The 25,834-nt window shown below is 70.8% G+C and carries 19 protein-coding genes and 1 pseudogene; 11 read left to right on the plus strand and 9 right to left on the minus strand.

Going from position 1 to position 25,834, the window contains the following annotated elements; genetic code table 11:
• Positions 1-16 precede the first annotated feature (16 nt).
• The 5 genes from AB0B64_RS18605 (at position 17) to sppA (ending at position 10,624) form a co-directional block, all read left to right on the plus strand.
• Entirely contained in the window at positions 17-3,103 is a 3,087-nt protein-coding gene (locus AB0B64_RS18605; RefSeq protein WP_358178591.1) for a BTAD domain-containing putative transcriptional regulator, read from the plus strand.
• 127 nt (positions 3,104-3,230) lie between these two features.
• Positions 3,231-5,390 (plus strand): 1,4-alpha-glucan branching protein GlgB, encoded by a 2,160-nt coding sequence (glgB, locus tag AB0B64_RS18610; RefSeq protein WP_358178710.1) that lies wholly within the window; start codon positions 3,231-3,233, stop codon positions 5,388-5,390.
• A 65-nt stretch (positions 5,391-5,455) separates the two neighbouring features.
• On the plus strand, positions 5,456-7,336 hold the full coding sequence (locus tag AB0B64_RS18615) for a S8 family serine peptidase (protein WP_358178593.1): 1,881 nt from the start codon (positions 5,456-5,458) through the stop codon (positions 7,334-7,336).
• A gap of 110 nt (positions 7,337-7,446) precedes the next feature.
• Positions 7,447-8,844 carry a S8 family serine peptidase gene (locus AB0B64_RS18620; RefSeq protein ID WP_357950010.1) on the plus strand — a complete coding sequence of 466 codons (1,398 nt, stop codon included), beginning with the start codon at positions 7,447-7,449 and terminating at the stop codon, positions 8,842-8,844.
• An 82-nt stretch (positions 8,845-8,926) separates the two neighbouring features.
• Positions 8,927-10,624, plus strand: a complete 1,698-nt coding sequence (sppA, locus tag AB0B64_RS18625; RefSeq protein WP_357950008.1) for a signal peptide peptidase SppA — start codon at positions 8,927-8,929, stop codon at positions 10,622-10,624.
• Between the two features lie 34 nt (positions 10,625-10,658).
• Here sppA and AB0B64_RS18630 read toward each other — a convergent pair whose 3' ends face one another.
• The 5 genes from AB0B64_RS18630 to AB0B64_RS18650 are packed head-to-tail and all read right to left on the minus strand — an operon-like array spanning position 10,659 to position 14,571.
• Positions 10,659-11,144, minus strand: coding sequence for a flavin reductase family protein (locus AB0B64_RS18630; protein WP_357950005.1), 486 nt, complete (start codon positions 11,142-11,144; stop codon positions 10,659-10,661).
• Positions 11,145-11,184: 40 nt separating this feature from the next.
• Positions 11,185-12,111 (minus strand): ABC transporter substrate-binding protein, encoded by a 927-nt coding sequence (locus AB0B64_RS18635; RefSeq protein ID WP_358178595.1) that lies wholly within the window; start codon positions 12,109-12,111, stop codon positions 11,185-11,187.
• A gap of 36 nt (positions 12,112-12,147) precedes the next feature.
• Complete coding sequence (locus tag AB0B64_RS18640) at positions 12,148-12,819, minus strand: ABC transporter permease subunit (protein ID WP_357949999.1); 672 nt, start codon at positions 12,817-12,819, stop codon at positions 12,148-12,150.
• Positions 12,816-13,520, minus strand: coding sequence for an ABC transporter permease (locus AB0B64_RS18645; RefSeq protein ID WP_357949996.1), 705 nt, complete (start codon positions 13,518-13,520; stop codon positions 12,816-12,818). The genes AB0B64_RS18640 and AB0B64_RS18645 overlap by 4 nt, the downstream gene beginning before the upstream one ends.
• The gene (locus AB0B64_RS18650) at positions 13,513-14,571 is read right to left on the minus strand and encodes an ATP-binding cassette domain-containing protein (RefSeq protein WP_358178597.1); all 1,059 of its coding nucleotides are present in this window, start codon (positions 14,569-14,571) and stop codon (positions 13,513-13,515) included. The genes AB0B64_RS18645 and AB0B64_RS18650 overlap by 8 nt, the downstream gene beginning before the upstream one ends.
• 265 nt (positions 14,572-14,836) lie before the next feature.
• Between AB0B64_RS18650 and AB0B64_RS18655 the strand changes: the two genes are divergently transcribed.
• Positions 14,837-16,405, plus strand: a complete 1,569-nt coding sequence (locus AB0B64_RS18655) for a hypothetical protein (RefSeq protein ID WP_358178599.1) — start codon at positions 14,837-14,839, stop codon at positions 16,403-16,405.
• Between the two features lie 189 nt (positions 16,406-16,594).
• On the opposite strand, the gene AB0B64_RS18660 is transcribed toward AB0B64_RS18655, so the two are convergent.
• Both AB0B64_RS18660 and AB0B64_RS18665 read right to left on the minus strand, forming a co-directional pair.
• A complete protein-coding gene (locus AB0B64_RS18660) occupies positions 16,595-17,368 on the minus strand; it encodes a hypothetical protein (protein ID WP_358178600.1) in 774 nt (257 codons plus the stop codon).
• 18 nt (positions 17,369-17,386) lie between these two features.
• On the minus strand, positions 17,387-18,286 hold the full coding sequence (locus tag AB0B64_RS18665; protein ID WP_358178602.1) for a LysR family transcriptional regulator: 900 nt from the start codon (positions 18,284-18,286) through the stop codon (positions 17,387-17,389).
• Positions 18,287-18,405: 119 nt separating this feature from the next.
• Here AB0B64_RS18665 and AB0B64_RS18670 point away from each other — a divergent pair, with 119 nt between their 5' ends.
• The 5 genes from AB0B64_RS18670 to AB0B64_RS18690 all read left to right on the plus strand — a co-directional run bounded on the left by AB0B64_RS18670 (position 18,406) and on the right by AB0B64_RS18690 (position 23,812).
• On the plus strand, positions 18,406-19,554 hold the full coding sequence (locus AB0B64_RS18670; RefSeq protein WP_358178604.1) for an FAD-dependent monooxygenase: 1,149 nt from the start codon (positions 18,406-18,408) through the stop codon (positions 19,552-19,554).
• A gap of 135 nt (positions 19,555-19,689) precedes the next feature.
• The gene (locus AB0B64_RS18675) at positions 19,690-20,919 is read left to right on the plus strand and encodes a serine hydrolase domain-containing protein (RefSeq protein ID WP_358178606.1); all 1,230 of its coding nucleotides are present in this window, start codon (positions 19,690-19,692) and stop codon (positions 20,917-20,919) included.
• 17 nt (positions 20,920-20,936) lie between these two features.
• On the plus strand, positions 20,937-21,749 hold the full coding sequence (locus tag AB0B64_RS18680; RefSeq protein ID WP_358178608.1) for an SDR family NAD(P)-dependent oxidoreductase: 813 nt from the start codon (positions 20,937-20,939) through the stop codon (positions 21,747-21,749).
• A 59-nt stretch (positions 21,750-21,808) separates the two neighbouring features.
• On the plus strand, positions 21,809-23,407 hold the full coding sequence (locus AB0B64_RS18685) for an FAD-dependent monooxygenase (protein ID WP_358178610.1): 1,599 nt from the start codon (positions 21,809-21,811) through the stop codon (positions 23,405-23,407).
• Between the two features lie 18 nt (positions 23,408-23,425).
• Positions 23,426-23,812: a VOC family protein gene (locus AB0B64_RS18690; protein WP_357949967.1), complete on the plus strand. Its 387-nt coding sequence runs from the start codon at positions 23,426-23,428 to the stop codon at positions 23,810-23,812.
• A gap of 42 nt (positions 23,813-23,854) precedes the next feature.
• On the opposite strand, the pseudogene AB0B64_RS18695 reads toward AB0B64_RS18690, so the two are convergent.
• A pseudogene (locus AB0B64_RS18695) lies at positions 23,855-24,154 on the minus strand (ISKra4 family transposase); the annotation flags it as partial.
• Positions 24,155-24,663: 509 nt separating this feature from the next.
• Positions 24,664-25,830: a lipid-transfer protein gene (locus AB0B64_RS18700; protein WP_357949964.1), complete on the minus strand. Its 1,167-nt coding sequence runs from the start codon at positions 25,828-25,830 to the stop codon at positions 24,664-24,666.
• Positions 25,831-25,834 lie beyond the last annotated feature (4 nt).

Genomic DNA, 25,834 nt, shown 5'->3' on the forward strand with positions numbered 1-25,834 from the left:
TTGTTATGGGGGGCTGATGAGATTCGGGGTGCTGGGCCCCCTCTCGGTGTGGACGCCGGCCGGGCAGCCGGTCCAGGTGCCCGAGGCCAAGGTCCGCGCGCTGCTCGCCGACCTGCTGGCGCACCGGGGGCGGCCGGTCTCCACCGACCGGCTCATCGAGGACCTGTGGGGCGACCGCCCGCCCGCCGACGCGCCCGCCGCGCTGCGCGTCAAGGTCTCCCAACTGCGCCGGGCGCTCGGCGACCGCTCACTGGTGGCCTTCCGGCCGCCGGGGTACCTGCTCGCGGTGGACGCGGAGGAGGTGGACGCGGGCCTGTTCGAGTCCCTGCTCGCCCGTGCCGGGCGGAGCGACGACGCGCGGGTACGGCAGGCGCTGCTGACCGAGGCGCTCGGCCTGTGGCGGGGGGCTCCCTACGCCGAGTTCGGCGACTTCGCCAGAGCGGCCGTCGACCGGCTGGAGGAGCAGCGGCTGGTCGCGCTGGAGGAGCTGGCCGAGACGCGGCTGGAGCTGGGCGACCACGGGGCGCTGGCGGCCGAGCTGGCCGAGCTGGTGACCGCGCACCCGCTGCGGGAGCGGCTGCGGGCCGCGCACCTGCGGGCGCTGTACCGGGCGGGGCGGCAGAGCGAGGCGCTGGCCGGTTACGCGCAGCTGCGCGGGCTGCTGGCTGAGGAGCTGGGCATCGACCCGGCACCCGAACTGACGGCACTGCACGCCGCGATCCTCCGCCAGGACCCGATCCTCGACCCACCCGCACTGCCCATGGACCCGACGCACTCCCATCCGCCCGCGCCTCTTGGAGCGCCGCAGGGCTCCGGTCCGGCCGGATCGCTCGCCGGGCCGCCCGCGACGAACCTGCCCGCCCCGCTCACCGAGCTGATCGGCCGGGACGCGGAGGTGGCCGAGGTGCGGTCGCTGCTGCGGGCCGGGCGGCTCGTCACGCTGACCGGGCCGGGCGGGGTCGGTAAGACCCGGCTCGCCCTGGAGGCGGCGGCCGAGCCCGGCCGGCCGTTCCCCGGCGGGGTGTGGCTGGTCGAGCTGGCCTCGGCCACCTCCCCCACCGACGGCGTGGTGGCCGAGGTGGTGGCGACGGTGCTGGGGGTCAGGGATGATTCGCCCGGGTCCGTGGTCGACCGGCTCGCCGCCGCGCTCCGTACCAGCGCGACCCTGCTCGTCCTCGACAACTGCGAGCACGTGGTCGACCAGGTCGCCGAGCTGGCCGAGCGGCTGCTGCGGGCCGCGCCCGAGCTGCGCGTCCTGGCGACCAGCCAGGAGTCGCTGCGTGTCCCCGGCGAGGTCCTGTGGAGCGTGCCGCCACTCGGGCCGGAGGCCGCCGCACGGCTGCTCGCCGCCAGGGCGGGCATCGGGCCGGACGACGACGGCGTGGCGGAGATCTGCGCGCGGCTCGACGGGATCCCGCTGGCGCTGGAGCTGGCCGCCACCCGGCTGCGGGCGCTCACTCCGCGTCGGCTGGCCGCCCGGCTCGACGACCGGTTCCGGGTGCTCGCCACGGGACATCGAGGTGCGCCCGCGCGGCAGCGGACGCTGCGGGCGATGATCGACTGGAGCTGGGAGCTGCTGACCGACGGCGAGCGGGTCGTGCTGCGGCGCCTGGCCGTGCACGCCGACGGCTGCACGCTCGAAGCCGCCGAGGCGATCTGCGCCGAACCGGGCCTGGACGTGCTCGACCTGCTGGCCAGGCTGATGGACAGGTCGCTGGTGGTACGGACCCCCGGCGGCAGGTACCGGCTGCTGGAGTCGGTGGCCGCGTACTGCCTGGAACGGCTGTCCGAAGCGGGTGAGACGGAGGCGGTCCGGCTACGGCACGCCCACCACCACGCCGACCTCGCCGAACGCGCCGAGCCGGGCCTGCGCGGACCCGAGCAGCGACACTGGCTCGCGCTGCTCGACGCCGACGCGGCCAACCTGCGCGCCGCGATCGAGACCTCGCTCCGGCGCGGCGCAACGGACGTGGCGGTCCGGCTGGTGAACGCGCTGGCCTGGTACTGGGTGCTGCGCGGCAGGCTCGGCGAGGGACAGCGAACCCTGGAGGCGGTGCTGGCCGCCGCCGACGACGCGCAGGCCCGTGTCTGGCTGGCCGGGCTGCGGATGCTGTCCGGGCAGGGGCGGGCCCCCGGTGTGGAGCAACTGCCGGCCGCGATCACGGATCCGGTGCGCCGGGCCAGGGCGCGGTGGTTCCTTGCCTTCACGCTGTACGGCTATGACGACCCGGTGGTCACCGACGCGTTGCTGGACGGCGCGCTGGAGTCCTTCCTCGCCCTGGACGACCGGTGGGGCACGGCGGCGGCGCTGAGCCTGCGGGCCAGGCGGGCGCTGCTGCGCGGCGATCTGGCGGCGCTGCGGCAGGACGGGGAGCAGGGGCTGGAGCTGTTCCGGGAGGTGGGCGACCGGTGGGGTGAGATGCGGGCCGCCGAGAACCTTGGCACGCTGGCCGAGATCACCGGCGACTACGTGCGGGCCGCCGACCTGCGGCGCGACGGGCTGCGCGGCGCCGAGGAGCTTGGGCTGCAGAGCGAGGTGTCCGGCGCGCTGTCCAGGCTGGGCCGGGTGGCGCTGCTGACCGGAGACCTCGACGGGGCGCGGGAGCTGCACGAGCGGGCCCGGCGGCTGGCCGTCGCCCGGTCGGATGTGCCGCTGGAGGAGTTCGCCGAGGTCGGGCTGGCCTTGGTCGCCCGGCGGCAGGGGCGGCTCGATGAGGCGGAACGGCTGCTGCGCCGCTGGTTGCGCTGGGTGCGTGAGGTGGCCGGCGAGCCGGGGGCGGCGCTGATCCTGGCCGAGCTGGGGTTCGTCGCCGAGCAGCGCGGGGACGCGGTGGCCGCGCTGGAGTGGCAGCGCGAAGGGCTGGCGGTGGCGCGGCGGGTGGGCGATCCGCGCGCGATCGCGCTCGCCCTGGAGGGCCTGGCGGGCGCCCACGCGCTCGACGGCCGGCACGAGGAGGCGGCCGGGCTCCTGACCACGGCGGATGCGCTCAGGGTGTCGGTGGGCGCCCCGCTGCCCGAGGCGGAACGCGGCGATGTCGACCGGATCGCGGCCTCGGTACGGACGGCGCTTGCGCCCCCGCAGACCATCCAGAACCCTTCTTAAAGCGGGCATTTACCCCCGTCGTTGGCTCGCGATAAACCCAAGATTTCGCACTTTCGGTGATTGTCTGCGTGAATGCGGGCAGTGCCTGGGTTGTAGGTCTGACGTAGGGCAGGGTGGGAGCATGCCGATGAGGACAGAGCTCGACCGACTCGCGGGCGGAGCACACCACGATCCGCATTCCGTGCTGGGAGCACATCCCGTCGAGGGCGGTGTCACCTTCCGTACGCTGCGCCCGCTGGCCGAACGGGTCCGCGTGGTGCTGGACGACGGGACGGCCCACGATCTCAAGCATCAAGCCCACGGGGTCTTCGAGACCACCGTCAAGGGGCTCGACAAGGTGCCCTCCTACTCCTTCAGCGTCCAGTACGCGGGCTCCGAGCCGTACCAGGCCCGTGATCCCTACCGCCACTGGCCCACGCTGGGCGAGGTGGACCTGCACCTCATCGGCGAGGGCCGCCACGAGCGGCTGTGGGAGGTGCTCGGCGCGCGCGTGATGCGGCACGAGGACGTCGACGGCACCGCGTTCGCCGTCTGGGCGCCGAACGCGCGCGGCGTCCGGGTCGTCGGCGACTTCAACCACTGGGACGGCACCGCCTTCCCGATGCGTTCGCTGGGCCGTTCCGGCGTGTGGGAGCTGTTCATCCCCGAGCTGGGGCGGGGCGAGCGGTACAAGTTCCACATCCTCGGCGCCGACGGCGTGTGGCGGGACAAGGCCGACCCGATGGCCAGGCGTACCGAGGTGCCGCCGCAGACCGCCTCCGTGGTCGAGCAGTCCGCCTACACCTGGGAAGACGACTCGTGGATGACCGAGCGCGCCGAGAAGAACGCGCAGCGGGGTCCGGCGAGCGTCTACGAGGTGCACCTGGGGTCGTGGCGGCCCGGTCTGTCCTATCTGGAGCTGGCCGAGCAGCTCGTCGACTACGTCCAGGACATGGGCTTCACGCACGTGGAGCTACTGCCGGTGGCCGAGCACCCGTTCGGCGGGTCGTGGGGCTACCAGGTGACGTCCTACTACGCGCCGACGGCCCGGTTCGGGACGCCCGATGAGTTCAGGCATGTGGTGGACCGGATGCATCAGGCCGGGATCGGGGTGCTGCTGGACTGGGTGCCCGCGCACTTCCCGATGGACGACTGGGCGCTGGCGCGCTTCGACGGCACGCCGCTGTACGAGCACGCCGACCCGGCCCGTGGCGAGCACCCCGACTGGGGGACCTACGTCTTCGACTTCGGCCGCCGGGAGGTGCGCAACTTCCTGGTCGCCAACGCGCTCTACTGGATGAAGGAGTTCCACATCGACGGGCTGCGGGTCGACGCGGTCGCCTCGATGCTCTATCTCGACTACTCGCGGCGCGAGGGTGAGTGGACGCCGAACATCTACGGCGGCCGGGAGAACCTCGACGCGGTGGAGTTCCTCAAGGAGATGAACTCCGTCTGCTACCGGGAGGCTCCGGGCATCACGACCGTGGCGGAGGAGTCGACGGCGTGGCCGGGCGTGTCGCGGCCCGTGCACCTGGGCGGGCTCGGGTTCGGCTTCAAGTGGAACATGGGCTGGATGCACGACACGCTCAGCTATCTACGACATGAGCCGATATTTCGGCAGTACCACCACCATCAGATGACTTTTTCGCTCATGTACGCCTACTCCGAGAACTTCGTGCTGCCGCTGTCCCACGACGAGGTCGTGCACGGCAAGGGCTCGCTGCTGGGCAAGATGCCGGGCGACGAATGGCAGCGCTTCGCCCAGCTCAGGGCCCTGCTCGCGTTCATGTGGGCGCACCCGGGCAAGCAGCTGCTGTTCATGGGCGGCGAGTTCGGCCAGGGCTCGGAGTGGTCGGAGGAGCGCGGGCTCGACTGGTGGGTGCTGGAGTTCGACGGGCACGCCGGCGTACAACGGCTGGTGCGCGATCTCAACCGGCTCTACCGCGAGACCCCGGCCCTGTGGGAGCAGGACGCGGCGCCCGAGGGCTTCCGCTGGATCGACGCCGACGACGCGCGGGGTAACACCTTCTCGTTCGTCCGCTACGCGGCCGACGGGTCGGCGGTGGCGTGCGTGGCCAACTTCAGCGGCGGGCCGTACGAGAACTACCGGCTCGGCCTGCCGTACGGCGGGCAGTGGACGGAGATCGTCAACACCGACGCCTACGACTACTGGGGCAGCGGGGTCGGCAACATGGGCGAGGTCCAGGCCGTCGAGGAGCCCTGGCACGGCCTGCCGCACTCCGCCACGCTGCGGGTTCCGCCGCTGGGCGCCGTGTGGCTGCGTCACGACGCGCTGGGAAGTGAGTGAGAGTTCGCTGAGAGGGGCCCGCCACCCCTGTGCGCGCCGGATAAATCCCCTTAAACTCCGGGATCGTGCGACTTCGCTCCTTGATCGTGTGCGCGATCCTGCTGGCCTTAGTGCCGGCCGCTCCGGCCTTCGCCGACGACCCCACGTCTACCCCGACCCCGTCGCCGAGCGCGACCCAGGAGAAGCTCGAAGACGGCCTGGCGCTCAGCGGCGGCACCGTGCGCGCCATCGTCGAGCTGAGCGACCCGGCGCAGAACGCGCCGGTGGCCAAGCAGGCGGCGGCCGAGAGCGTGGACGTCGTGCTGCGGCCGGAGAGCCAGCCGTTCATGGTGGTCCAGGGCACGGCCGAGGAGCTGGCCGCGCTCGCCGCGGACTCGCGCGTCACCTCGATCCACCGTGATCGCGCCTATCCCCCGAGTGCGGCGAACAACCTCACCCAGATCGGCGCCGACCAAGCGCACGCCCAGGGCTTCGTCGGCACCGGCCAGGCGGTGGCCATCCTCGACACCGGCATCGACGAGGACCACCCGAACTTCGGCGGCCGGATCGTGGACGAGGCGTGCTTCTCCGCGGTGGACGAGGGCGTGGAGTCGCTGTGCCCGAACCACCAGACCACGCAGACCGGCAAGGGCGCGGCCGACGCCATGACGGCCAAGTGCCTGGCCAACGGGGAGAACCTGTGTGACCACGGCTCCCACGTCGCGGGCATCGCGGCGGGCAACGGCGGCGTCGCGCCCGGCGCGGGGATCGTCGCGGTGCAGGTGTTCAGCCGGGTCAACGACGAGTCGGTCTGCTACGGCGAGCCGTCGTGCCTGCTGGCGTACGAGTCGTCGCTGCGGCTGGCCATGGACTACGTGGCCGCCTCGGCGCAGCCGATCGCCGCGGTGAACCTCAGCCTGGGCGGCGGGCTGCCCGAGACCTCGTGCGACGACAGCGAGGAGGGCGCGATCTTCAAGCCGAAGATCGACGCCCTGCTGGCCAAGGGCATCGCGACCGTGGTCGCGGCTGGCAACGAGTACTCCGAGGGCGCCTCGTTCCCCGCCTGCATCACCTCCGCGGTGGCCGTGGGCGCGAACGACGACAGCGACGCGATCGCCGACTTCTCCAACCGGGGCGCCGGGGTGGACCTGTTCGCGCCGGGTGTGGACATCGACTCCTCGGTGCCCGACAACCAGACGGCCATCTACAGCGGCACCTCGATGGCGACGCCGCACGTGGCGGGCGCGCTGGCGCTGCTGAAGGCGCAGTCCCCGCAGTCCCCGATGACCGAGCTGATCGACAAGCTCAAGTCGAGCGGCCGCCCGTACGTCTATCAGGTCGCCGACGGCACCCAGGTCACCACGCCGCGCCTGGACGTGCTCGCCGCGCTGACCGGCAGCGCGCCGCAGCCGCCCATCACCCAGACCCCGGCTCCGGCCCCCGACGACCCCGACCCGTCCGACCCCGACCCCGAGCCCGAGCCGTCGGACAGCAGCGGCCCCACGCCGACGCCCGAGCCGTCGGAGACGAGCCCGACGCCGGTCCCGCTGCCGACCCTCACCGTGACCGTGACCGTGACGGTCACGCCCAAGGCCCCCGCCACGGTGTGTACGCGCGGTACGACCGGCACCCGCCTGACGGCCAAGAAATGGGCCGTGGAGCTGCACCGGAGCACCGGCAAGCTGCCCGACGCCACGCTCACCTGCTACCTGAGCCTGGTGCAGAAGGCCAGCACGGTCTTCCCCGAGCTGACCAAGGCGTCATCCCTGGGCACCGCGTACCGGGTGCTGAAGGCCAGCAAGACCAACCGCGCGAAGCTGGACGCCGCCCTGCTGACGGGCTGGCTGAACTGGGCCCACGGAACCAACGGGACAACAACCTTGAAGTCCGCCGAAAAGGTGCGACTCACCACCAAAGCCACAAGTGCCGCGCTGAAGAAGGCGGCGAAGAGCGTCCTGCCGAAGTAGCGGCAAAGGTTTCTCTGGCGTAGATGCGTCACTTGGGAAACAGCGACATCACCCTTCTCGCGGGTGGGGACTGTGCAGGCAGTATGCCTTTCCCCACCACGGAGGAACCAGTGAAGCTACGACCGCTGCTGACCGGTATGGTCGCGCTCGCCACGGTCTCGGCCGCGCTCGTCGCGGCCCCGGCCGGCAGCGCGGACAGCCGCGCCGGCGGCCCGCTCATCAGCCCGGCGCTCATCGCTGAGATGCAGAGGACGCAGCGCGTCCGCTCGATCGTCGAGCTCCATCCTGGCCAGGACGGCGAGGCCGTCGCCAGGGACATCATGGCGGCCTCCGCGGCCGCGCGGATCGTCGAGACGGCGAAGTCGCCGAACTTCTTCGTGGCCGAACTCGACGACGCGTGCCTGGACGCGCTCAGGGACGACCTCCGCGTCAAATCCGTCTACCAGGACGAGCTGAGCTCGGCCTTCATGGACGACAACTCCAAACTCCTGGACGTCAGCACCAAGGTGATCGGCTCCGACCGGGCCAACGCGGCCGGCTGGACCGGCAAGGGCGCCACGGTCGCCATCCTCGACACCGGCATCGACGAGGACCATCCGTTCTTCGCCGGCCGGATCACGGACGAAGCCTGCTTCTCCTCCGCGAACCCGAGCGTCGAGGCCGTCTCGCTCTGCCCCAACGGGCAGCCCAGCCAGACCGGCCTCGGCGCGGCGAACGCCGAGACCCCGCTGTGCATCGCGAACGGCGTCAACCAGTGCCGCCACGGCTCGCACGTGGCGGGCATAGCGGCGGGCGCGATGGTGCGGGGCGCTCCGTCCAACGGCGTGGCCCCGGCCGCGGCCATCCTGCCCATCCAGGTCTTCACCCGCATCAACAGCGCCACGGCCTGCGGCGCGGCGGGAGCCCCCGCGACCCCGTGCTTCCTGAGCTACACCTCCGACCAGAAGCTCGCGCTGGAGTACGTCGCGAAGGCGGCCAAGGCGCGGCACATCGCCGCGGTGAACATGAGCCTCGGCGGCGGCCGCATGTGGACCGAGCCGTGCGACAACGACCCGCGGGCCGGCGCGCACAAGGCGCAGTTCGACGCCCTGCGGGCGCTCGGTGTGGCGCCCGTGATCGCGGCGGGCAACTCCGGCAACGACGGCGTCGCCTCTCCGGCCTGCGTCTCCAGCGCCATCGCGGTGGGCGCCACGGACGACAGTGACCAGATCGCCTCGTTCTCCAACCGCGGCGCGATGCTGGACGTGTTCGCGCCCGGCGTCAAGATCAACTCGTCGGTGCCCGGTGGCACCTTCGCGGAGCTGAGCGGCACCTCGATGGCCGCGCCGCACGTGACCGGCGGGTTCGCGGTGATGAAGCAGGCCTTTCCCGGCCTGAGCGTCGCCCAGGTCATGGCGAAGCTGCAGAACACCGGCATGGACATCTCCTACAGCAGCGAATTCACCGAGGTGAGCACCGAACGGATCAACCTGGCCAGGGCGATCCTCCCGGCCCGGTCCGCTCTCTAAACCCTCGCCCCGGCCTGCCGTCCGGCCCTCGGCAGGAGTTTGGTCAACCCATGACCGACTCCTGCCGCTTAGGGTGGCTTTTATGGACGCAGGCAAGGCGATCTTGGATACCGTTGACAGGTTTCGCCAGCGGCGCACCGCCCCGCTGGTACTCGAGCTCGATCTGACCGAAGGGCTCACCGAAGGGCCACCGGCGGACCCGCTCTCCGCTGTGCTGTCCATGCGCAAGACGCGGCTGGCCGATGTGCTCTCGGGCCTCAAGCGGGCCAGGCAGGACTCCCGGGTCAAGGCACTGATCGTGAAGATGGGCGGCAACCCGCTCGGTCTGGCGATGGTGCAGGAGCTGCGCCAGGCGGTCACCCAGTTCCGGGACTCGGGCAAGCTGACGGTCGCCTTCGCCGAGACGTTCGGCGAGTTCGGCAACGCCACCGTGCCCTACTACCTGGCCACCGCGTTCGAGCGGATCTACCTGCAGCCGAGCGGCGACGTGGGGCTGACGGGCGTGGCGCTGGAGCAGCGGTTCGTCAAGGGCACGCTGGCCAAGCTGGGCGTCGACTACGAGGTCGGCCAGCGGCACGAGTACAAGACCGCGGCCAACATGTTCACCCAGGACCACATGACCGAGCCGCACCGCGAGTCGATGACCCGCATCGTCGAGTCGGTCATCGAGCAGGTCGGCGCGGGCATCGCCGAGGGCCGCCGGCTCGACCCGGCCAAGGTGCGCGAGCTGATCGACCAGGGGCCCTTCATCGGCGCCGAGGCGCTGGAGGCCGGCCTGGTCGACGGGCTGGCCTACCGCGACGAGGTGTACGACGAGGTCAAGCGGGCCGCGGGTGGTGAGCCGCACCTGCAGTACGTCTCCCGCTACGCCAAGGCCGCGGCCGTACGCAAGCTGCCGCATCCGACGGCCGACGGCATCGCGCTCGTCCACGGCAACGGGCAGATCAGGTCCGGCCGCAGCGGACGCAGCCCGCTCGGCGGCGGCGGCGCGATGGGCTCCGACACGGTGAGCGCCGCGCTGCGGGCCGCCCGGCGCGACGAGCACGTCAAGGCGATCGTGTTCCGGGTGGACAGCCCCGGCGGCTCGTACGTGGCCTCGGACACGGTCTGGCGTGAGGTCGTGCTGGCCCGCAAGGTCAAGCCGGTGATCGTGTCGATGGGCGACGTGGCCGCGTCCGGCGGTTACTTCGTCTCGATGGCCGCCGACGTGATCGTCGCCCAGCCCGGCACGCTGACCGGCTCCATCGGCGTGTTCGCCGGCAAGCCGGTGATGCGGGAGCTGCTGGAGAAGGTCGGCGTCAACTCCGAGCTGGTGGCCGGGGGCGCCAACGCGGGCATGTTCTCCGCGACGCGTGCCTTCTCCCCCGAGCAGTGGGAGCGGGTCAACGCCTGGCTCGACCGTATCTACGATGACTTCGTGGGCAAGGTCGCCGAGGGTCGCGGCCTGACCCGGGAGCGCGCCCACGAGCTGGCCCGCGGCCGCGTCTGGACCGGCGCCGACGCCCGGTCCTGTGGCCTGGTCGACGAGCTGGGCGGCCTCGAGGACGCGCTCGGCATGGCCAGGAAGCGCGCGGGCCTGGGCGCGGAGGCGCCCGTGCGGGTCTATCCGCGGCTCAACCCGCTGGAGCGGCTGCTGGGGCCGGAGTCGAGCGAGGACAAGGCCGCCGCGCTGGCCCGCGTCCGCCTGGAAGCCTGGGGGCCGCTCGCCCGGCTCTCCGCCGAGCTGGGCCTCCCGGCCGCCGGGCCGCTGACCCTCCCGAGCTGGTACACGATTCGCTGAGACCGCCGTACGTGATGTCCGGTGGGCTCTTTCGTCAGGAGCCGCCCATCGGGCGGTAGCGGGCGCGGAGCCGGACCAGCGGCTGGAGCGAGGGCGTGACATACGGCACCGCGAGCACACGCGCGATGAACAGCGTGTGATCCCCGGCGGGGACCACCTGGGTGGTCTCCGCCTCCAGGGCCGCGACGCCGCCCTCGACGACGAGCGCGTCCGAGAGGGTGCCGCGGTGGTGCGCGATGCCCGCCACCAGGTGGCGGGCGCTGGGCCGCCCGGCGGTGGCGAAGCGGCTCGCGATAGCGGCCTGCCCCGCGGACAGGAGCGAGGCCGCCCAGCGGTCCTGGCGCAGCAGCACCTCGCAGAGGTAGCCGCCGCTGCCCAGGCTCACCAGGATCAGCGGTGGCTCCAGCGAGACCGACATCAGCGCCGAGACGGTGGTGCCCAGGTCGTCGCGGCCGTCGCGTACGGTGACCACCGCCACGCCCGCCGCGAGCTGCGCCATCGCCTCGGTGAACTCGCTCACGACGAGAGCCCCCGGAGTGCGGGGACCCTCGCCGGGCGGGTCAGCCGAGACCGTTGGAGGTCAGCCATTCCTTGGCCACCGTGGCGGGCTCGTCCTTGTTGACGGCGATCTTCTGCATCATGTCGAGCAGCGACTGCGTGGTGAGCTTGGCCGAGATCGCGTTGAGCGTGGTCTTGACCGTGTCGTTCACGGCCGCCTTGTTGACCAGCGGCGTCACGTTCTGGGCGGCGAAGAGGTTCTTCGTGTCCTGGAGCGAGACGAGGTTGTTGGCGGCGATCTTCGGGTCGGTGCTGAACACGTTGCCTACCTGGACCGTGCCGTCCTTGATGGCGTCGGCGGTCGTGGCGCCCGTGGCCTTCCAGTCCTTGAACTCGATCCCGTAGACCGACTTGAGCTCCGCCTCCCAGCGCTTCTTGAACTCGGCCGGAGCCCCGATGACCATGGTCTTGGACACCTTGGCCAGGTCGTCCATGGTGTTGAGCGACTGCTTGGCCTGCGTGTCCTTGCTGATCGTCAGGGTGTCCTTGTCCTCGGCGGGAGAGGAGTCGAGGACTTCGAGCTCGGGCGGCAGCTTCTCCTTGAGCCCGGCGTTGACCTCGTCGGTGGTCTTCGCCTTGGTCTCCTTGTCGACGAAGGCCAGCAAGTTGCCGTTGTACTCGGGCACGACGGTCAGGCCGCCGCTCTTGACCTGGTCGTAGATGACCTCGCGGGTGCCGATGTTGGGCTTCTCCTCCACCTGCACGCCCTTGGACTGGAGCGCCTGGGCGTAGATCGAGGCCAGCAGGGTGTTCTCATCGAAGTTGGCGGAGCCGATGATGACCTTGCCGCCGCTCGCGGCGGCCGAGCCGCTGGGCGCCGCGCTCGTGGTGTTGAGCGGGTTGCCTCCACCACTGCCGCCACCCCCACAAGCGGCCAACGCGAGCGATGCCGTCAGCAGCACCGCCGCGGTGCCGAACATGCGTTTCATCGTTATTTCCTTCCTTAGCGGCAGGTATTGGAGAGATTAGCGGACCTTGACCCGCTGGCTCACCCCTGGGGAGACCGTCACCCTCCGAACGAGGGTGAACAGCACCTGCACGACGAGCGCGAACAACACAATCAGTACTGAACCCCCGACGACGCTGGCGTAATCCTGAGTCGAGAAGCCATCGATGACGAATCGCCCCAGCCCGCCCAATCCGGTGTAGGCCGCGATCGTGGTGGTGGCGACCACCTGGATGGCCGACAGCCGGAGCCCCAGGAGGATCAGCGGCAGCGCCACGGGCACCAGCACCCGCCCGAGCACCTGCCCGCTCCGCAGGCCCATCCCATAGGCGGCATCACGCAGCTCCGGGTCCACGCCCCTGATGCCCTCGAAGGTGTTGACCAGGATCGGCGGTATGGCCAGGAGCACCAGCGGAATGATCACCGGCAGGATGGACGCGGTGCCGAGCAGCAGCACGAACAGCACCAGCAGCCCCAGCGTCGGCAGCGCCCTGGCCAGGTTGGCCGTGACCACCACGCCGATTCCGCCCTTGCCGGTGTGCCCGATGAGCAGGCCGAGCGGGATCGCGATCAGCACGGCCAGGGCCAGCGCCATGACCGAGAACTCCAGGTGTTCGAGCAGCCGCGCGGGGATGCCCGCCGGGCCCGACCAGTTGTCGGCCTTGCCGAAGAACTCCAGCAGCCAGTTCACGCGGACCTCCTAGCCCGGACCCAGGGCGTGAGCAGCCGTTGGGCGAGCACCAGAAGGCCGTCGGCGATGAGGGCCAGCAGCACGATCAGCACGATACCGACGAGCGCGGGCGGCACGAACGGGTTCTGGTAGGCCCTGGTGAACAGCATGCCCAGACCGCCCTGCCCGATCAGCGCGCCGACGCTCACAAGGCTGATGCTGGAGACGGCGACCACCCGGAGCCCGGCGATCACGACGGGGGTGGCGATCGGCAGCTCCACCTGCACCAGGCGGCGCAGCGGCGTGAACCCCATCGCGACGGCCGACTGCCGTACGTGCTCAGGAACCGCGCCGAGCCCGTCGACGACCGACGGGATGAGCACGGCGCAGGCGTAGAAGGTCAGCGGCACGATCACGGTCGTCTTCGACAGGCCGGTGAACTGGATGAGCAGCATGAAGACCGGCAACGACGGCAGCGCGTAGATGACGTTGAACACGCCCGTGGTCGGCTGGTAGAGCCAGCGCCAGCGCACGCTGGCCAGCCCCAGCGGCAGCGCCACGATCAGCGCGACGACGATCGGCACGAGCGACATGATCAGGTGGTCGCCGAGCAGGTTCTTGATGCTGTCGACCCGGCCGGTGTCCCAGTTGCGCGCGATCCACTCCCATATGGAGGGCGGTCCGTCAGCAATCGCCCACGTGGAGGGAGGTCCGTCAGCCATCGGCCGCCTCCGCCAGTGCCTCGTCGAGCGCCTCCCGGGTGGCGGCGCCGACGACCTTGCCGTCCCCGTCGACGGCCACCGCGCAGCCCGACGGCGACAGCAGCGCCGCGTCGAGGGCCGAGCGCATCGAGTCGCGGCCGAGCACGAACGTCCCGTACGGCTCCAGCTCGGTGGGCCGCTCGCGCGAGATCCAGCCGACCGGCCGGTCGTCCCCGGTGACGACGAGCAGCCACGGCTCGTCAGTGGGCCCCTCGAAGCCCTCGGACACGGTCAGGTCGTCGCGCAGGCGCAGGCCCTCCGTCGAGATGAACTGCAGGCGCCTGATGCCCCGGTCATGACCGAGGAACTCGCGGACGAAGTCGTCGGCGGGCTCCGACAGCAGCGTCTTGGGGTCGGCCAGCTGCGCCAGCTTGCCGCCCACCCGCAGGACGGCCACCCGGTCGCCGAGCTTGATGGCCTCGTCGATGTCGTGGGTGACGAAGACGATGGTCTTGTTCAGCTCCGCCTGCAGCCTGAGCAGCTCTTCCTGCAAGCTGGTGCGTACGATCGGGTCGACCGCGCTGAACGGCTCGTCCATGAGCAGCACCGGCGGGTCCGCCGCGAGCGCCCTGGCCACACCGACCCGCTGCTGCTGCCCGCCGGACAGCTGGAACGGGTAACGCTCGCCCATGGCCGAGTCGAGTCCCACGCGTTCGAGCAGCTCCATGGCGCGGTCACGGGCCTTCTTGCGGTCCCAGCCGAGCAAATAGGGGACGGTGGCGATGTTGTCTACGATCTTCCGGTGCGGAAAGAGCCCGGCCTGCTGGATGACATAGCCGATGCCGCGCCGCAACGTCGGCGGATCGATGCCCTGCACGGGCTCACCGTCAAGGAGGATCCGCCCCTCTGAGGCGTCGATCATCCGGTTGATCATTCGGAGGGACGTCGTCTTCCCGCAACCGGAGGGGCCGACGAACACGGTGATCTCACCCGTCGGCGCCTCAAGGCTCAGGTGATCGACTGCGACCGTGCCGTCCGGATAGCGTTTGGTGACGTCGTCAAATGTGATCACGCGCGACCTCTCGCGTTCGTGGCGGGGGCCGCAGCCCCCCTGCTACGGCCGCCGCATGATCTCTTAGGACGACCAGACTACGGCGATCCAGCTCACTCTGTCCCCTCGGGCCTCTGTGAAACGCTTCAGCAAGCTGCAAGTTTCATGCGAAATGCCGTTCTGATAGTGCGCTGCACCTGGGTAAGTTGGCATGATTAACACCACACACTCAGACGCCGCACCCCCCACCTCAAGCGTCCGTATTTCAGCAAGAGGATCCGGCCCCGTGACAGACTTGCTCACCGATCACCCCTCCCGGGCGGAACTGATCGCGGAGCTCTACGACCGTTACGCCGCCGGGCTGTTCGCGTACTGCGCTGACCAGCTCGGAGACCACGGTTCCGCAGCCGACGCCTTGGTGTCCGTCCTCGGCTCCGCCGCCGACGCCTGGGCGTCCGCCCGCGGTTCCGGGGCCAACACCTCAGCATCCACCCGCGGTTCCGGGGCCACTGCCTCAGCGTCCGCCCGCGTCGGCGGGCAGGCGGCGCCGCCTGCCCGCGCCGCCCTGTTCGCGTTCGCCCGCCGGGAGATCCAGCGCCGCGATGTCGTCTACGCGCCGCCGGTGGTCGACCCGCTGATCGACCCGGCGTCCGCGCTGGTGGAGCGGGTCCTGCGGGAGCTGCGCCCGCACCAGCGCGAGGTGCTCGTGCTGTGCGAGGTGTGCGGGCTGGACCGCGCCGAGCTGGCCTGGGTGCTCGACGTAGCGCCCGACACGGCGGACGAGCTGGCCACCAGCGCCACGCACCGCTACCGGCAGGCGCTCGACACCACCCTGGCCTGCACAGAAACCCGCGTGTCCAAGCCGGTGGCCGACGTCTACGGGGCGCTCGGCGTGGCGCCACTGCGCGACGTACTGGGACGGCTGCCCTGGCCGCCACCGCCCGCGTCCCTCCACTCGCACTTCGCTCCGCAGATCCCGCCCGGTCGTACGGCGGCGCCGATGTTCGTCAAGCCGCTCTGGCCGGGCCCGCCCACGTGGCCGCAGCCGTTGGCTGTGGCGGACGCGGCGACCAGCACCGGGATCTTCCCGACGGAACTGCTGACCCCGCCGTCGCCGTCCCGAGTGCCGGAGCACGAGGCACCCACGGCACCGATGCCCAAACTCCGCGACCCGTTCGGACCCGGCTCCGCTCTCGAGGGCCCCGCTCCCGCGGGTCTGGCTCCCAAGGGTCCGACTCCTGAGGGCCTGGCTCCTGAGGGACAGCGCTTCTTCACGCCTCGGTCACCCAGCACGCGACTGCCCGGGGACCTGCTCTCCGACACGCGGTCATCTGGGGACGCGCTCTTCGGCAGGCGGCCGTCCAACGACGCCCTCTCCGGCGCGCGACCGGTGCGTGATGGGTTGTTCCGCTTACCGCAGCCCGCTTCCGAGAAGCCCGCGCCTGCTCAGCCGACCGAGGAGCCCCTGCCGAAACGTCCGTTCACTCTCTCGGCGTCCATTCCGGCGGACGTGCTGGACGACGAGCCGATCACCCAGGAACTGCCCGCCATCGGCGACATCCTCGTACACAAGGGCGAGGCCAGGGAGCCGGGCTCCTTCTTCGTCCCCAGGACCGCCGCCAGGGAGCCCATCTACCGGCTGCCGGCCCCGCTGCCGTTCCCACCGACCGTGGACGATCTGCCCATCGTGGACGACCTACCCGAGGACCTCCCGGACGTCCCAGACGTACCGCGAGCCCGGGTACGTCCCGGCAAGGGCCGACACCACGACTGGGCGTGGGAACTGGTCGGGTTCCTGGTCTGCGTCGCCATCGCGATGATCGTCTTCTTCGCGGTCCCGCTCATCATCGGCTAGCTGCCAGCACTGACCGCAGATCACTCACTGCCGGCCGCTCCCGCTGCTCCACCGGCACCGCCGACAACACCATCCGCCCGGCCTGTTCGACCAGCGTCGTCCGGTGGATGGCCGGCAGGCTATCCACTACCCCAGCAGCCACCCGCAGGCCCTCGTCAATCCCGCCGTTGACCACCGTGCATTGCGCGGTCAGCAGGCGCGCGATAGCCGGGTACTGGTAATCGGGGTTGTCTCTGACGACCTGACCCGTGCCTCACTGGCCTTCGCCATGTCGCCTGCCGCGCTGTACACCCATACCCGAGCGTACGGGAGCTGCCCCAACCGCCAGTAGTCAGCCATGATGCTGGCCGGCAGATGACCGGTGCTCAGACGCTCGCTGATCCGCTCCAACGTCGCGCGTGCTTCATCGTGTCGCCCGACCATGGCCAGGGCCTTGCAGCGGGTGTAGTCGATCAGCGCGGCGCCGTACGAGCCCGGCACCTTCTCGACCAATGGCGCGGCGCTGGACAGAAGACGGAGCACCGTTTCCGGGTCCCGCTGTCCGCCGTCGATGCCGTGCCCCGCCTCCGTGCTGCGTACGCCGAGTTGCAGGTACAGGTCGCCGCTCGCGTCGGCGGCATGGCACGCGGTGCGCCACCACCGGAGTGCGGCGCCGTGTTGGGCGAGGCGGGTAAGCACGTTGGCGTGCAGCGTGGCGAGCGCGGCCAAGGCGCGGTACAGGTCGCGCGTATGCGCGTGGTCGGGCCCGATCTGGGCGATGCTCTGCTGGACCTGGTGCACCACCGCCATGAGGTCGAGATGGATGTCCGCTTGGACCTGGGTGGGGGGACGGCGCCGGAGGGCGTACAGATGGTCGGCGCAGGCAAGTTCCCAGTCCGCTGCTGATCGAGTGCTGGGGATGCTGAGGTCGATGAGTTGGCGGAGAGCTTCGCTGGGTCCGAGCGCTCCGAGGCCGGCGGCCATCTGCAGGCGTCCAGGCCTTCAAGGGTCAGGGGCCGACGGAAGAGGGCCCAGATCGCGGATGACCCCGGCCAGGGCCTGGATGGGCTCGCTCTCAGCCTCGCTCCGCCACACCAGCGCGTACGGCAGCGGCTCCATATCGGTGACCGGCAGGTAGGCGATGTCCGGCCGTACCCAGTAGCGGGTGACGTGGGCGGGGAAGAGCACGACAAGCCCGTCCATGCTGGCGAGGGTCATGGCCTCTTCCGCGTCCCGCACCACGGGACCGCGCTCGATCTGACGGCCCCGCCGGGTGAGGCGCGGGGCGTAGGCGTCGTACCAGTAGCCGGGCCCGGTGTCGGCGTGCGGGTGCTGGAAGTCGGAGACCATCTCCAGCGAGACCGACGCGCGCGAGGCGAGCTGGTGGTCGGTGGCGACGGCCAGCACGCGCTGCTCGGCGAACACGACCGGCCCCACGGTGAGGTCGGGTTCGTCGACGGGGAGCCAGCTCACCAGGACGTCGATGTCTCCGCGCCGCAGCGCGGGAAAGGCTTCGCCCACCTGTGCTTTGTGGACGCGCAGCTTCCACAGCGGGTGGCGCAGGCGGAAGACGTCCCAGTAGGGGCGCAGGTCGTGGGCGTTGAGCGGGAGCATGCCGACCCGCAGGATGCCGGTGATGCCCTGGCCGGCGAGCTGGGCGCGCTCCATGCTGTCCTTCAGCCCGGCATACAGCGGCCGGAGGTCGTCCCGGAGCTGCCGTCCGACGTGTGTCAGTCGGACCGTGCGGTTGTTGCGCTCGAACAGCGGAGCGCCGACCTGCCGTTCCTGCTTCTGGATCGCCTGGGTGACGCGAGCGGGTGACAGGCACAGCCGGGTGGCGGTGCGGCCGAAGTGCAGTTCCTCGGCCAGGATCAGGAAGATCTCGATGTCCCGCAGTTCCACGCCTGACCTGCTCCGTTCACTCCCGCTGAAGGTGATCTTTCGGGGTTCGTCGTTGTTTCGGGTGTTCACCGTACTTGATCCTCGATGCGTACGATTCGCCTAGTCGAGGGAGCACGTGGATGGACGTCCTGGTTTGCGGTGCCGGCGTCGCCGGGGCTGCACTGGCGTACTGGCTGCGCCACCACGGGTTCACCCCGACCGTGGTGGAGCGCGCCCCGCGGGTGCGCGCGGGCGGGTATGCGGCGGGCCTGCGCGGCGAGGCGCTGGACGTGCTGGACCGGATGGCCCTGCTGGAGCGGGCCGAAGCGCTGGACCTGCGGCTGGGTGATACGGCGATGGCGGACGAGTACGCCGCGCTGCCCGTGGCGGTCCGTGCGGGCGACCTGGAGATCCTCAGGGACGACCTGGCCGGCCTGCTGTACCAGGCCACCCGCCGGGAGGTCGAGTATGTCTTCGGCGACTCGATCGCCACACTGGAGCAGACGGTCGGCGACGTGCGGGTCACCTTCGACCGGGGCCAGCCGCGGCGCTTCGACCTGGTGGCCGGCGCTGACGGGCTGTATTCGCGGACCCGCTCGCTGGTTTTCGGGCCGCCCGAGCTCTTTGTCCGGCACCTGGGCCTCTACACGGCGGTCTTCGGCCTGCCCGGCCATTTCGGCACCGAAGAAGGCGGCCGGGTCCACCGCGTACCGGGCAAGGCGGCCGCGGTGCTCGGCACCCGCGACGGCACCCGAGCCCGGGCGGCGCTGCACTTCGCCTCCGGGCCGCTGGCCTACGACCGCGATGACGCCGGGCAGCACAAGCGCATCGTGGCCGGGCGGTTCGCCGACGAAGGCCGGCTGGTCCGGCGCCTGCTGGAGGAGATGCGGGGGGCGAAGGACCTCTTCTTCGAGGCGAACGCCCAGGTGGAGATGCACCGCTGGTTCTCGGGCCGGGTGGTGCTGCTCGGGGACGCCGGTTACTGCGCGGCGTCGGCCTCGGGTCGCGGCGCCTCCCAGGCGTTGATCGGCGCCTACATCCTGGCCGGCGAGCTGGCCGCCGACGGCGGCCATGCGCGGGCGTTCGCCGCCTACGAGCGGGAGATGCGCGGCTTCGTCGCCGAGCACCAGCACCTGGGGCGCGAAGGCGCCGACCAGTTCTTCCTGGGCACGCCTCCGCAGGAGGGGCTCGATCGCACGACGGCGGCCCGCCCGTACCTGATACGGCTCAAGGACTACGTTCCCGGCTTCGCCGCGGAGCGGCCTTCACCCGGCCGGGCCGCCCGCTGACCTGGCGCTGCCGTGTCAGCGGCGGCGTCAGGGCGGCGACGGCCCGATGTCGGGCCCATTCGCGAGGGTGAATGCACGAACGCCGGATCGCAACGGAACCGGCGGACCAATCATGACGCCAAGGAGATAAGGATCATGGCAATCGGCGGAAACGGCTTCTCTGAGCAGGGGCTGCGCAGGCTGCGTCAGGTGCTGGCACGGCATGTCGACTCGGGGAAGATCCCCGGCCTGGTGGCCCTGGTCAGCCGCGGCGGCCAGACCCACGTGGAGACGCTGGGCACGATGCGGCACGACGGCGGCGCGCCGATGCGCCGCGACACGATCTTCCGGATGGCCTCCACCTCCAAGCCGGTCTCGATCGCGGCGGCGATGGTGCTGCTGGACGAGTGCCGGCTGCGGCTGGACGACGTGGTCGACCCGTGGCTGCCCGAGCTGGCCGGCCGGCAGGTTCTCAAGAGCATCGACGCCGAGCTCGACGCCATCGTGCCGGCCCGCCGCCCGGTCACCGTCCGCGACGTGCTGACCTCCACCTTCGGCCTGGGCATGGACATGACCGCGCTGGGCACCCCGATCCTGAACGCCATCTTCGAGCGGGGGCTGACCCCGAACCTGCCGACCGAGGTTCCGGAGCAGGACGAGTGGATGCGCCGCCTGGGCGAGCTGCCCCTGATGCACCAGCCCGGCGAGCAGTGGCAGTACCAGATCAGCAGCGACCTGGTCGGCGTGCTGGTGTCCCGGGTGACCGGCCAGAGCTTCGAGGACTTCCTGCGCGAGCGCATCTTCGAGCCCCTGGGCATGAAGGACACCGGCTTCCACGTGCCCGCCGACCAGATCGACCGGCTGCCCACCCTGTACGCCCCCGACCCCGCCACGGGCGAATTCCTCGCGTGGGACGAACCCGAGGGCGGCAGGTGGAGCAAGCCCCCGGCGTTCCAGGGCGGCGGTGGCGGCCTGGTCTCCACCGCCGACGACTACCACGCCTACTTCCGGATGCTGCTCAACGGTGGGGTTCACGAGGGCCGGCGGATCCTGTCGCGGCCGGCGGTGGGGCTGATGACCACCAACCGGCTCACCCCGGAGCAGAACGCCGCCCGTACTGCGCTGGCCCGCAACGCCGTGCACATCTCCTTCGGCCAGGGCCAGCAGGGCGGCTGGGGCCTGGGCATGGCGGTGCGCACCTACCGCGGCGACTACGCCCCGATCGGCCAGTTCGGCTGGGACGGCGGCAGCGGCACCTCCGCCTACGCCGACCCAGCCAACCAGCTCACCGGCATCCTGCTCTGCCAGCTCGGCTACAGCGTGCCCAACCCCGCCCACCTGATGAGCGACTTCTGGACCACCGTCTACCAGGCTCTCGAAGACTGATGCAAGGAGTGAGTGTCATGCGTGTCTGGTTCATTACGGGCGCGTCCAGGGGGCTGGGCAGGGCGTTCGCGGAGGCTGCGCTGAGCAGGGGAGATCGCGTCGTGGCCGCGGCCCGCGACATGGCGCCGCTGGAGGGCCTGCGGGCCCGCCATCCCGACACCCTGGCGTGCGTTCCGCTCGATGTCTCCAACCGCGCCGCGGTGCACGAGGGTGTGGATCGGGCGGTGGCCGCGTTCGGCAGGCTCGACATCGTGGTCAACAACGCCGGCGCGATGTTGTACGGCATGGTCGAAGAGGCCACGGAGACCCAGATCCGAGCCCACTTCGACGTCAACGTCCTCGGGCAGATCTGGGTCACCCAGGCCGTGCTGCCCCACCTGCGCGCCCAGGGCTCGGGCCACATCCTCCTGGTGACGACGATGGGCACGGGCGGCGGGACGGCCTCGGCCGGCCTGTACGCGGCCGGCAAATCGGCCATCGACTCCCTTGGCCAGGCGCTGGCCAAGGAGGTCGAACCCTTCGGCGTCAAGGTCACCATCGTCCAGCCGGGCGGCTACGACACCGGCCTGTTCACGACCGGCACGACGGCCACCACGCCCGACCCGGCGTACGACCCGCTGCGGGCGAAGCTGACCGAGATGTGGGGCGACGAAGCGGGTCCCGACCCAAGCACGGCCGCGCCGGTCGTCATGCGGCTCGTGGACCTGCCCGACCCGCCCCTGCGGCTGATCGTCGGCAGCCGGTCCTTCGATCTGGTTCAGCAGATGAACCAGGCCAGGGCCGAAGAGTACCGCGCCTGGGAACACCTCAGCCGCCTGGCACCCGGCTGACAGCTCCGTCCCGATTCGCGCGTTCCGACGCGACGAACGACACGATCGAAAGGTCATAGATGATGAAGATGATGAAGCACCACGACGCCGCCCGGCCCGCGGAAGAAGACCTGCGAGAAGAGCGGCCGGCGGGGGACGCCGACGTGATCGTCGTGGGGGCCGGTCCGACGGGTTTTATGCTGGCCGCCGAGCTGCGCCTGGCCGGAGTGCGGCCGCTGGTGCTGGAGCGACAGCCGCGCCCCCGCGACACCCCCAAGGCCGGGGGCCTGGGCGGGCAGATCCTGGAGCTGCTGCGCTACCGGGGCTTGCTGGAACGTTTCGAAGCGGCCTGCACCGGCCCGATGCCCGCTCCCCGGTTCCCGTTCGGCGGCGTGCACCTGGATTTCACCCAGCTGCCGGATCCCCCGATGCACGCCCTGCCGCTGCCGCAGCAACTGCTCGAGCGGCTGCTCGGCGAACGCGCAGGCGAACTCGGCGTCGACCTCCGCCGCGGACACGAGGTGACCGGGGTAAGCCAGGACGACGACGCGGTCACCGTGGACGTGCGCGGCCCGGACGGCCCCTACCAGGTGAGCGCCCGCTATCTCGTGGGGTGCGACGGCGCGCGCAGCCGCATCCGCGACTGCGCCGGCATCCCGTTCCCTGGCACCACCTATCCCGAGGTCAACCGCCTGGCCCAGGTCACCCTGCCCCCCACGGTCACCGTTCTGGGCAATGGCGATCTCGACGTCCCCGGCTTCGGCACCATCCGCGCCGGATTCACCCGCACCGACCAGGGCCTGCTCGGCGTCGGCTCCTCACCCGGCACCCAGTCCGTCTCCCTCTACACCATCGAGGACGAGAACACCGAATACGACGACGACGTCCCCATGACCCTGACCGAACTGCAGGACAGCATCCACCGCGTGCTCGGCGCCCACCTGCCCCTGGCCGGATCGACCCGGCTGTCCCGGTTCACCTTCAAGGCCCACCAGGCCGAGCGATACCGTGCCGGTCGCATCCTGCTCGCCGGCGACGCGGCACACCTGTTCCCCGCCACCGGAGTGGCGCTCAACGCCGGCATGCTGGACGGGGTTAACCTGGCCTGGAAGCTGGCCGCCGACCTCCACGGCACGGCCCCGGCCGGCCTGCTGGACACCTACCACACCGAGCGCCATCTGGCCGGCGCCCGCACCCTGCTGCACACCCGAGCGCAGGTAGCCCTGCGACGCGGACACGACGCGGCCGCCGAAGCACTTCGCGACGTCTTCACCGAACTGCTCACCGACGAGCAGCCGCTACGCCGGATGGGAGCCCTCGTCGCCGGAACCGACATCCGCTACCCGATGCCCGGCTCCCACCACCACCCGCTGACCGGCACCTTCGCCCCCGACCTCACCCTGCACACCGACCAGGGCGTCACCAGCGTCGCCGACCTCATGCACACCGCCCGACCCATCCTCCTCGACCTGGCCGACCGCCCAGAGCTCCGCCAGATCGCCCGGGACTGGCGGCATCTCCTCGACGTCCACACCGCCAAGACCGACGATCGGCCGGCTGACGCGCTGCTGATCCGCCCGGACGGCCACGTCGCCTGGGCCGCCGGCCTCGACGAATCCACGGACAGCGCCATGTCCCCGCTGCGGGAGGCACTCTCCGCATGGTTCGGAACGCATTGAAACAGAGGGAATAGAGACATGACCAGTAGATTCATCGAGTTGGCCGTCGACTGCCACGATCCGGAGAGACTCGCGGCCTTCTGGTGCGAGGTCCTGGACTTCGAGGTGATCGACCGGAACGAGGGCAAGGTCGAGATCGGCTCCTGGGAGCCGACCGTCGAGGAAGTCCGGGCCCGCCAGATGCCGCCCACCCTGCTGTTCATCCAGGTGCCCGAGGGCAAGACCGTGAAGAACCGGCTCCACCTCGACGTCAGCCCGATCGACGGCAGCACCGACGACGAGGTGACCAGACTGCTCGGCCTCGGCGCCACCAAGAGAGACGTGGGCCAAGGCCTAGACCGAAGCTGGGTGGTCATGGCCGACCCCGAGGGCAACGAGTTCTGCGTCCTGCGCTCCCTGGCTTGACGCGCCACGGTGGGTGCGGCTCGTTCTCAGCGATTGAAATGATCAAGCCGTGAGGGCATATCCGTCCTGGTAGTCGCTCTGATGGACACGCTCGTGCTGCCGGGCGAGATGGAAACTCCAGTACTGCTCAAGATGACCGTTGGCGACCAGCGCGCGGAGTTTCAACACCGCTTCGGCCCCGGCCAGACCCCGCCGCGCCCCGGCCAGGTCGAACCTGTCAGCGATCAGATGACGGCACGCTCCCTCGATCACTCCGGTCGCGATCGGCCATCCAGCTTCGAGCGCCTGGTCATAGCGCAGGTACTCGATGTTGTTGGTCAGGTAGCGGATGCACGCATCCAGGCCGTCGCGGCGGTGGGCGGCCGTGGTGGCGGCCTGGCTGGTCAGCGCGGTGATGACCTGGCCGGTGTGCCCGGCCAGCAGGGCAGCTCCCGCCCGGAGGTCAGGAACTCCTCCAGCGCCGGTCGATCGACGTCAACAGATACCTCGACGATCAGCGCGGCCAACAGAGTGACAGAATCCTAATGATCCCGATCAGGCTTCGATACACCGGCCTCCACCAGCGGTGGAACCGAGCCATGGCACGCTTCGCTCGTATTCCGGTCTCACACCTAGAACACCTGCGCATCATCTCAAGCCGTGCTCACGGGCAAAGGCTACAGCGCCCCGGGTGCCTCATTGCGCAGCCTTGCGTTGACGCGCTTGTGGCAGAGTGCGGTGCCGTCCACCACTTTGTGGCAGGGGTCGTCGTCAAAGTCCGCCGGGCGGCCCCGGGACCGTCACAGAGATCGAGACGGTCGCGTGACGAACCACGGGAACCCCCGCCGACGGCCGGGCCGCTCAGGAGGCCGTCAGCCGGCCGAAAGGATCAGCCCGCTGGTCGGGACCCCGGTGCCCGCCGTCACCAGGACGTTGCGGACGCCGCTCACCTGGTTGGCGGAGGTGCCTCTCAGCTGGCGTACGGCCTCGGCGATGCCGTTCATGCCGTGGATGTAGGCCTCCCCCAGCTGGCCGCCGTTCGGGTTGACGGGCAGGCGGCCGCCGAGCTCGATGCCGCCGTCCTGGAGGTAGCCGGGGGCCTCTCCCCGGCCGCAGAAGCCCAGCTCCTCCAGTTGGGCCAGGACGAACGGGGTGAAGTGGTCGTACAGGATGGCCGTCTGGATGTCCTGCGGGGTCAGGCCGGACATTTCCCATAAACGTCGGCCGACGACTCCCATCTCCGGCAGGCCGCTCATGTCATCGCGGTAGTAGCTGGTCATCATCATCTGCCCCGCGCCCGAGCCCTGGGCGGCAGCCGTGATCACGGCCGGGGAGCGGCGCAGGTCGCGGGCTCGTTCGGTGGTCGTGACGACCAGGGCCACGGCTCCGTCGCTCTCCTGACAGCAGTCGAGCAGGTGCAGCGGCTCCACGATCCACTTGGACTCCTGGTGCTCCGCCAGGGTGATGGGGCGGCCGTGGAACCAGGCGGCGGGGTTCGTGGAGGCGTGCCTGCGCATGGCGACGGCCACCCGGCCGAAGTCCTCTGAGGTGGCGCCGTAGGTGTGCATGTACCGCTGGGCGAACATGGCCACCCACCCGGCGGGCGTCATCAGCCCGAACGGCACGTGCCAGCTCATCTCCAACCCCTGCGAGGTCGGCTGGCCGCCCAGGCGGGCGTCCGGCTGCCCGAACCTCCGGCCCGACCGCTCGTTGAACGCCCGATAGCAGACGACGGTGGTGGCCATGCCGGTCGCGACGGCCATGGCGGCCTGCGCCACCGTGCCGCACGCCGCGCCGCCCCCGTACTCGACCCTGGAGAAGTACGTGAGCTCACCGGCGCCGATCTCGCGGGCCACGGCGATCTCCTGGTTGGTGTCCTGGGTGAAGGTCACCATCCCGTCCACGTCACCCGGCGCCACCCCGGCGTCGTCGAGCGCCGCGAACACGGCCTCGGCCGCCAGCCGCAGCTCCGACCGGCCGGATCGCTTGCTGAACTCGGTGGCGCCGATGCCGGCGATGGCGGCTCGTGACTTGAGCACTGAC

This window comes from Nonomuraea sp. NPDC049129 (genome assembly GCF_040648495.1).
In the GTDB taxonomy this organism is placed as follows: Bacteria; Actinomycetota; Actinomycetes; order Streptosporangiales; family Streptosporangiaceae; genus Nonomuraea.

Coding starts and splice junctions, on each gene's coding strand:
- AB0B64_RS18605 (WP_358178591.1), top strand. CDS start 17: ATGAGATTCGGGGTGCTGGGCCCCCTCTCGGTGTGGACGCCGGCCGGG.
- AB0B64_RS18690 (WP_357949967.1), top strand. CDS start 23,426: ATGACCAGTAGATTCATCGAGTTGGCCGTCGACTGCCACGATCCGGAG.
- glgB (WP_358178710.1), top strand. CDS start 3,231: ATGAGGACAGAGCTCGACCGACTCGCGGGCGGAGCACACCACGATCCG.
- AB0B64_RS18645 (WP_357949996.1), bottom strand. CDS start 13,520: ATGGCTGACGGACCTCCCTCCACGTGGGCGATTGCTGACGGACCGCCC.
- AB0B64_RS18680 (WP_358178608.1), top strand. CDS start 20,937: ATGCGTGTCTGGTTCATTACGGGCGCGTCCAGGGGGCTGGGCAGGGCG.
- AB0B64_RS18670 (WP_358178604.1), top strand. CDS start 18,406: ATGGACGTCCTGGTTTGCGGTGCCGGCGTCGCCGGGGCTGCACTGGCG.
- AB0B64_RS18660 (WP_358178600.1), bottom strand. CDS start 17,368: ATGGCCGCCGGCCTCGGAGCGCTCGGACCCAGCGAAGCTCTCCGCCAA.
- sppA (WP_357950008.1), top strand. CDS start 8,927: ATGGACGCAGGCAAGGCGATCTTGGATACCGTTGACAGGTTTCGCCAG.
- AB0B64_RS18685 (WP_358178610.1), top strand. CDS start 21,809: ATGATGAAGATGATGAAGCACCACGACGCCGCCCGGCCCGCGGAAGAA.
- AB0B64_RS18635 (WP_358178595.1), bottom strand. CDS start 12,111: ATGAAACGCATGTTCGGCACCGCGGCGGTGCTGCTGACGGCATCGCTC.
- AB0B64_RS18675 (WP_358178606.1), top strand. CDS start 19,690: ATGGCAATCGGCGGAAACGGCTTCTCTGAGCAGGGGCTGCGCAGGCTG.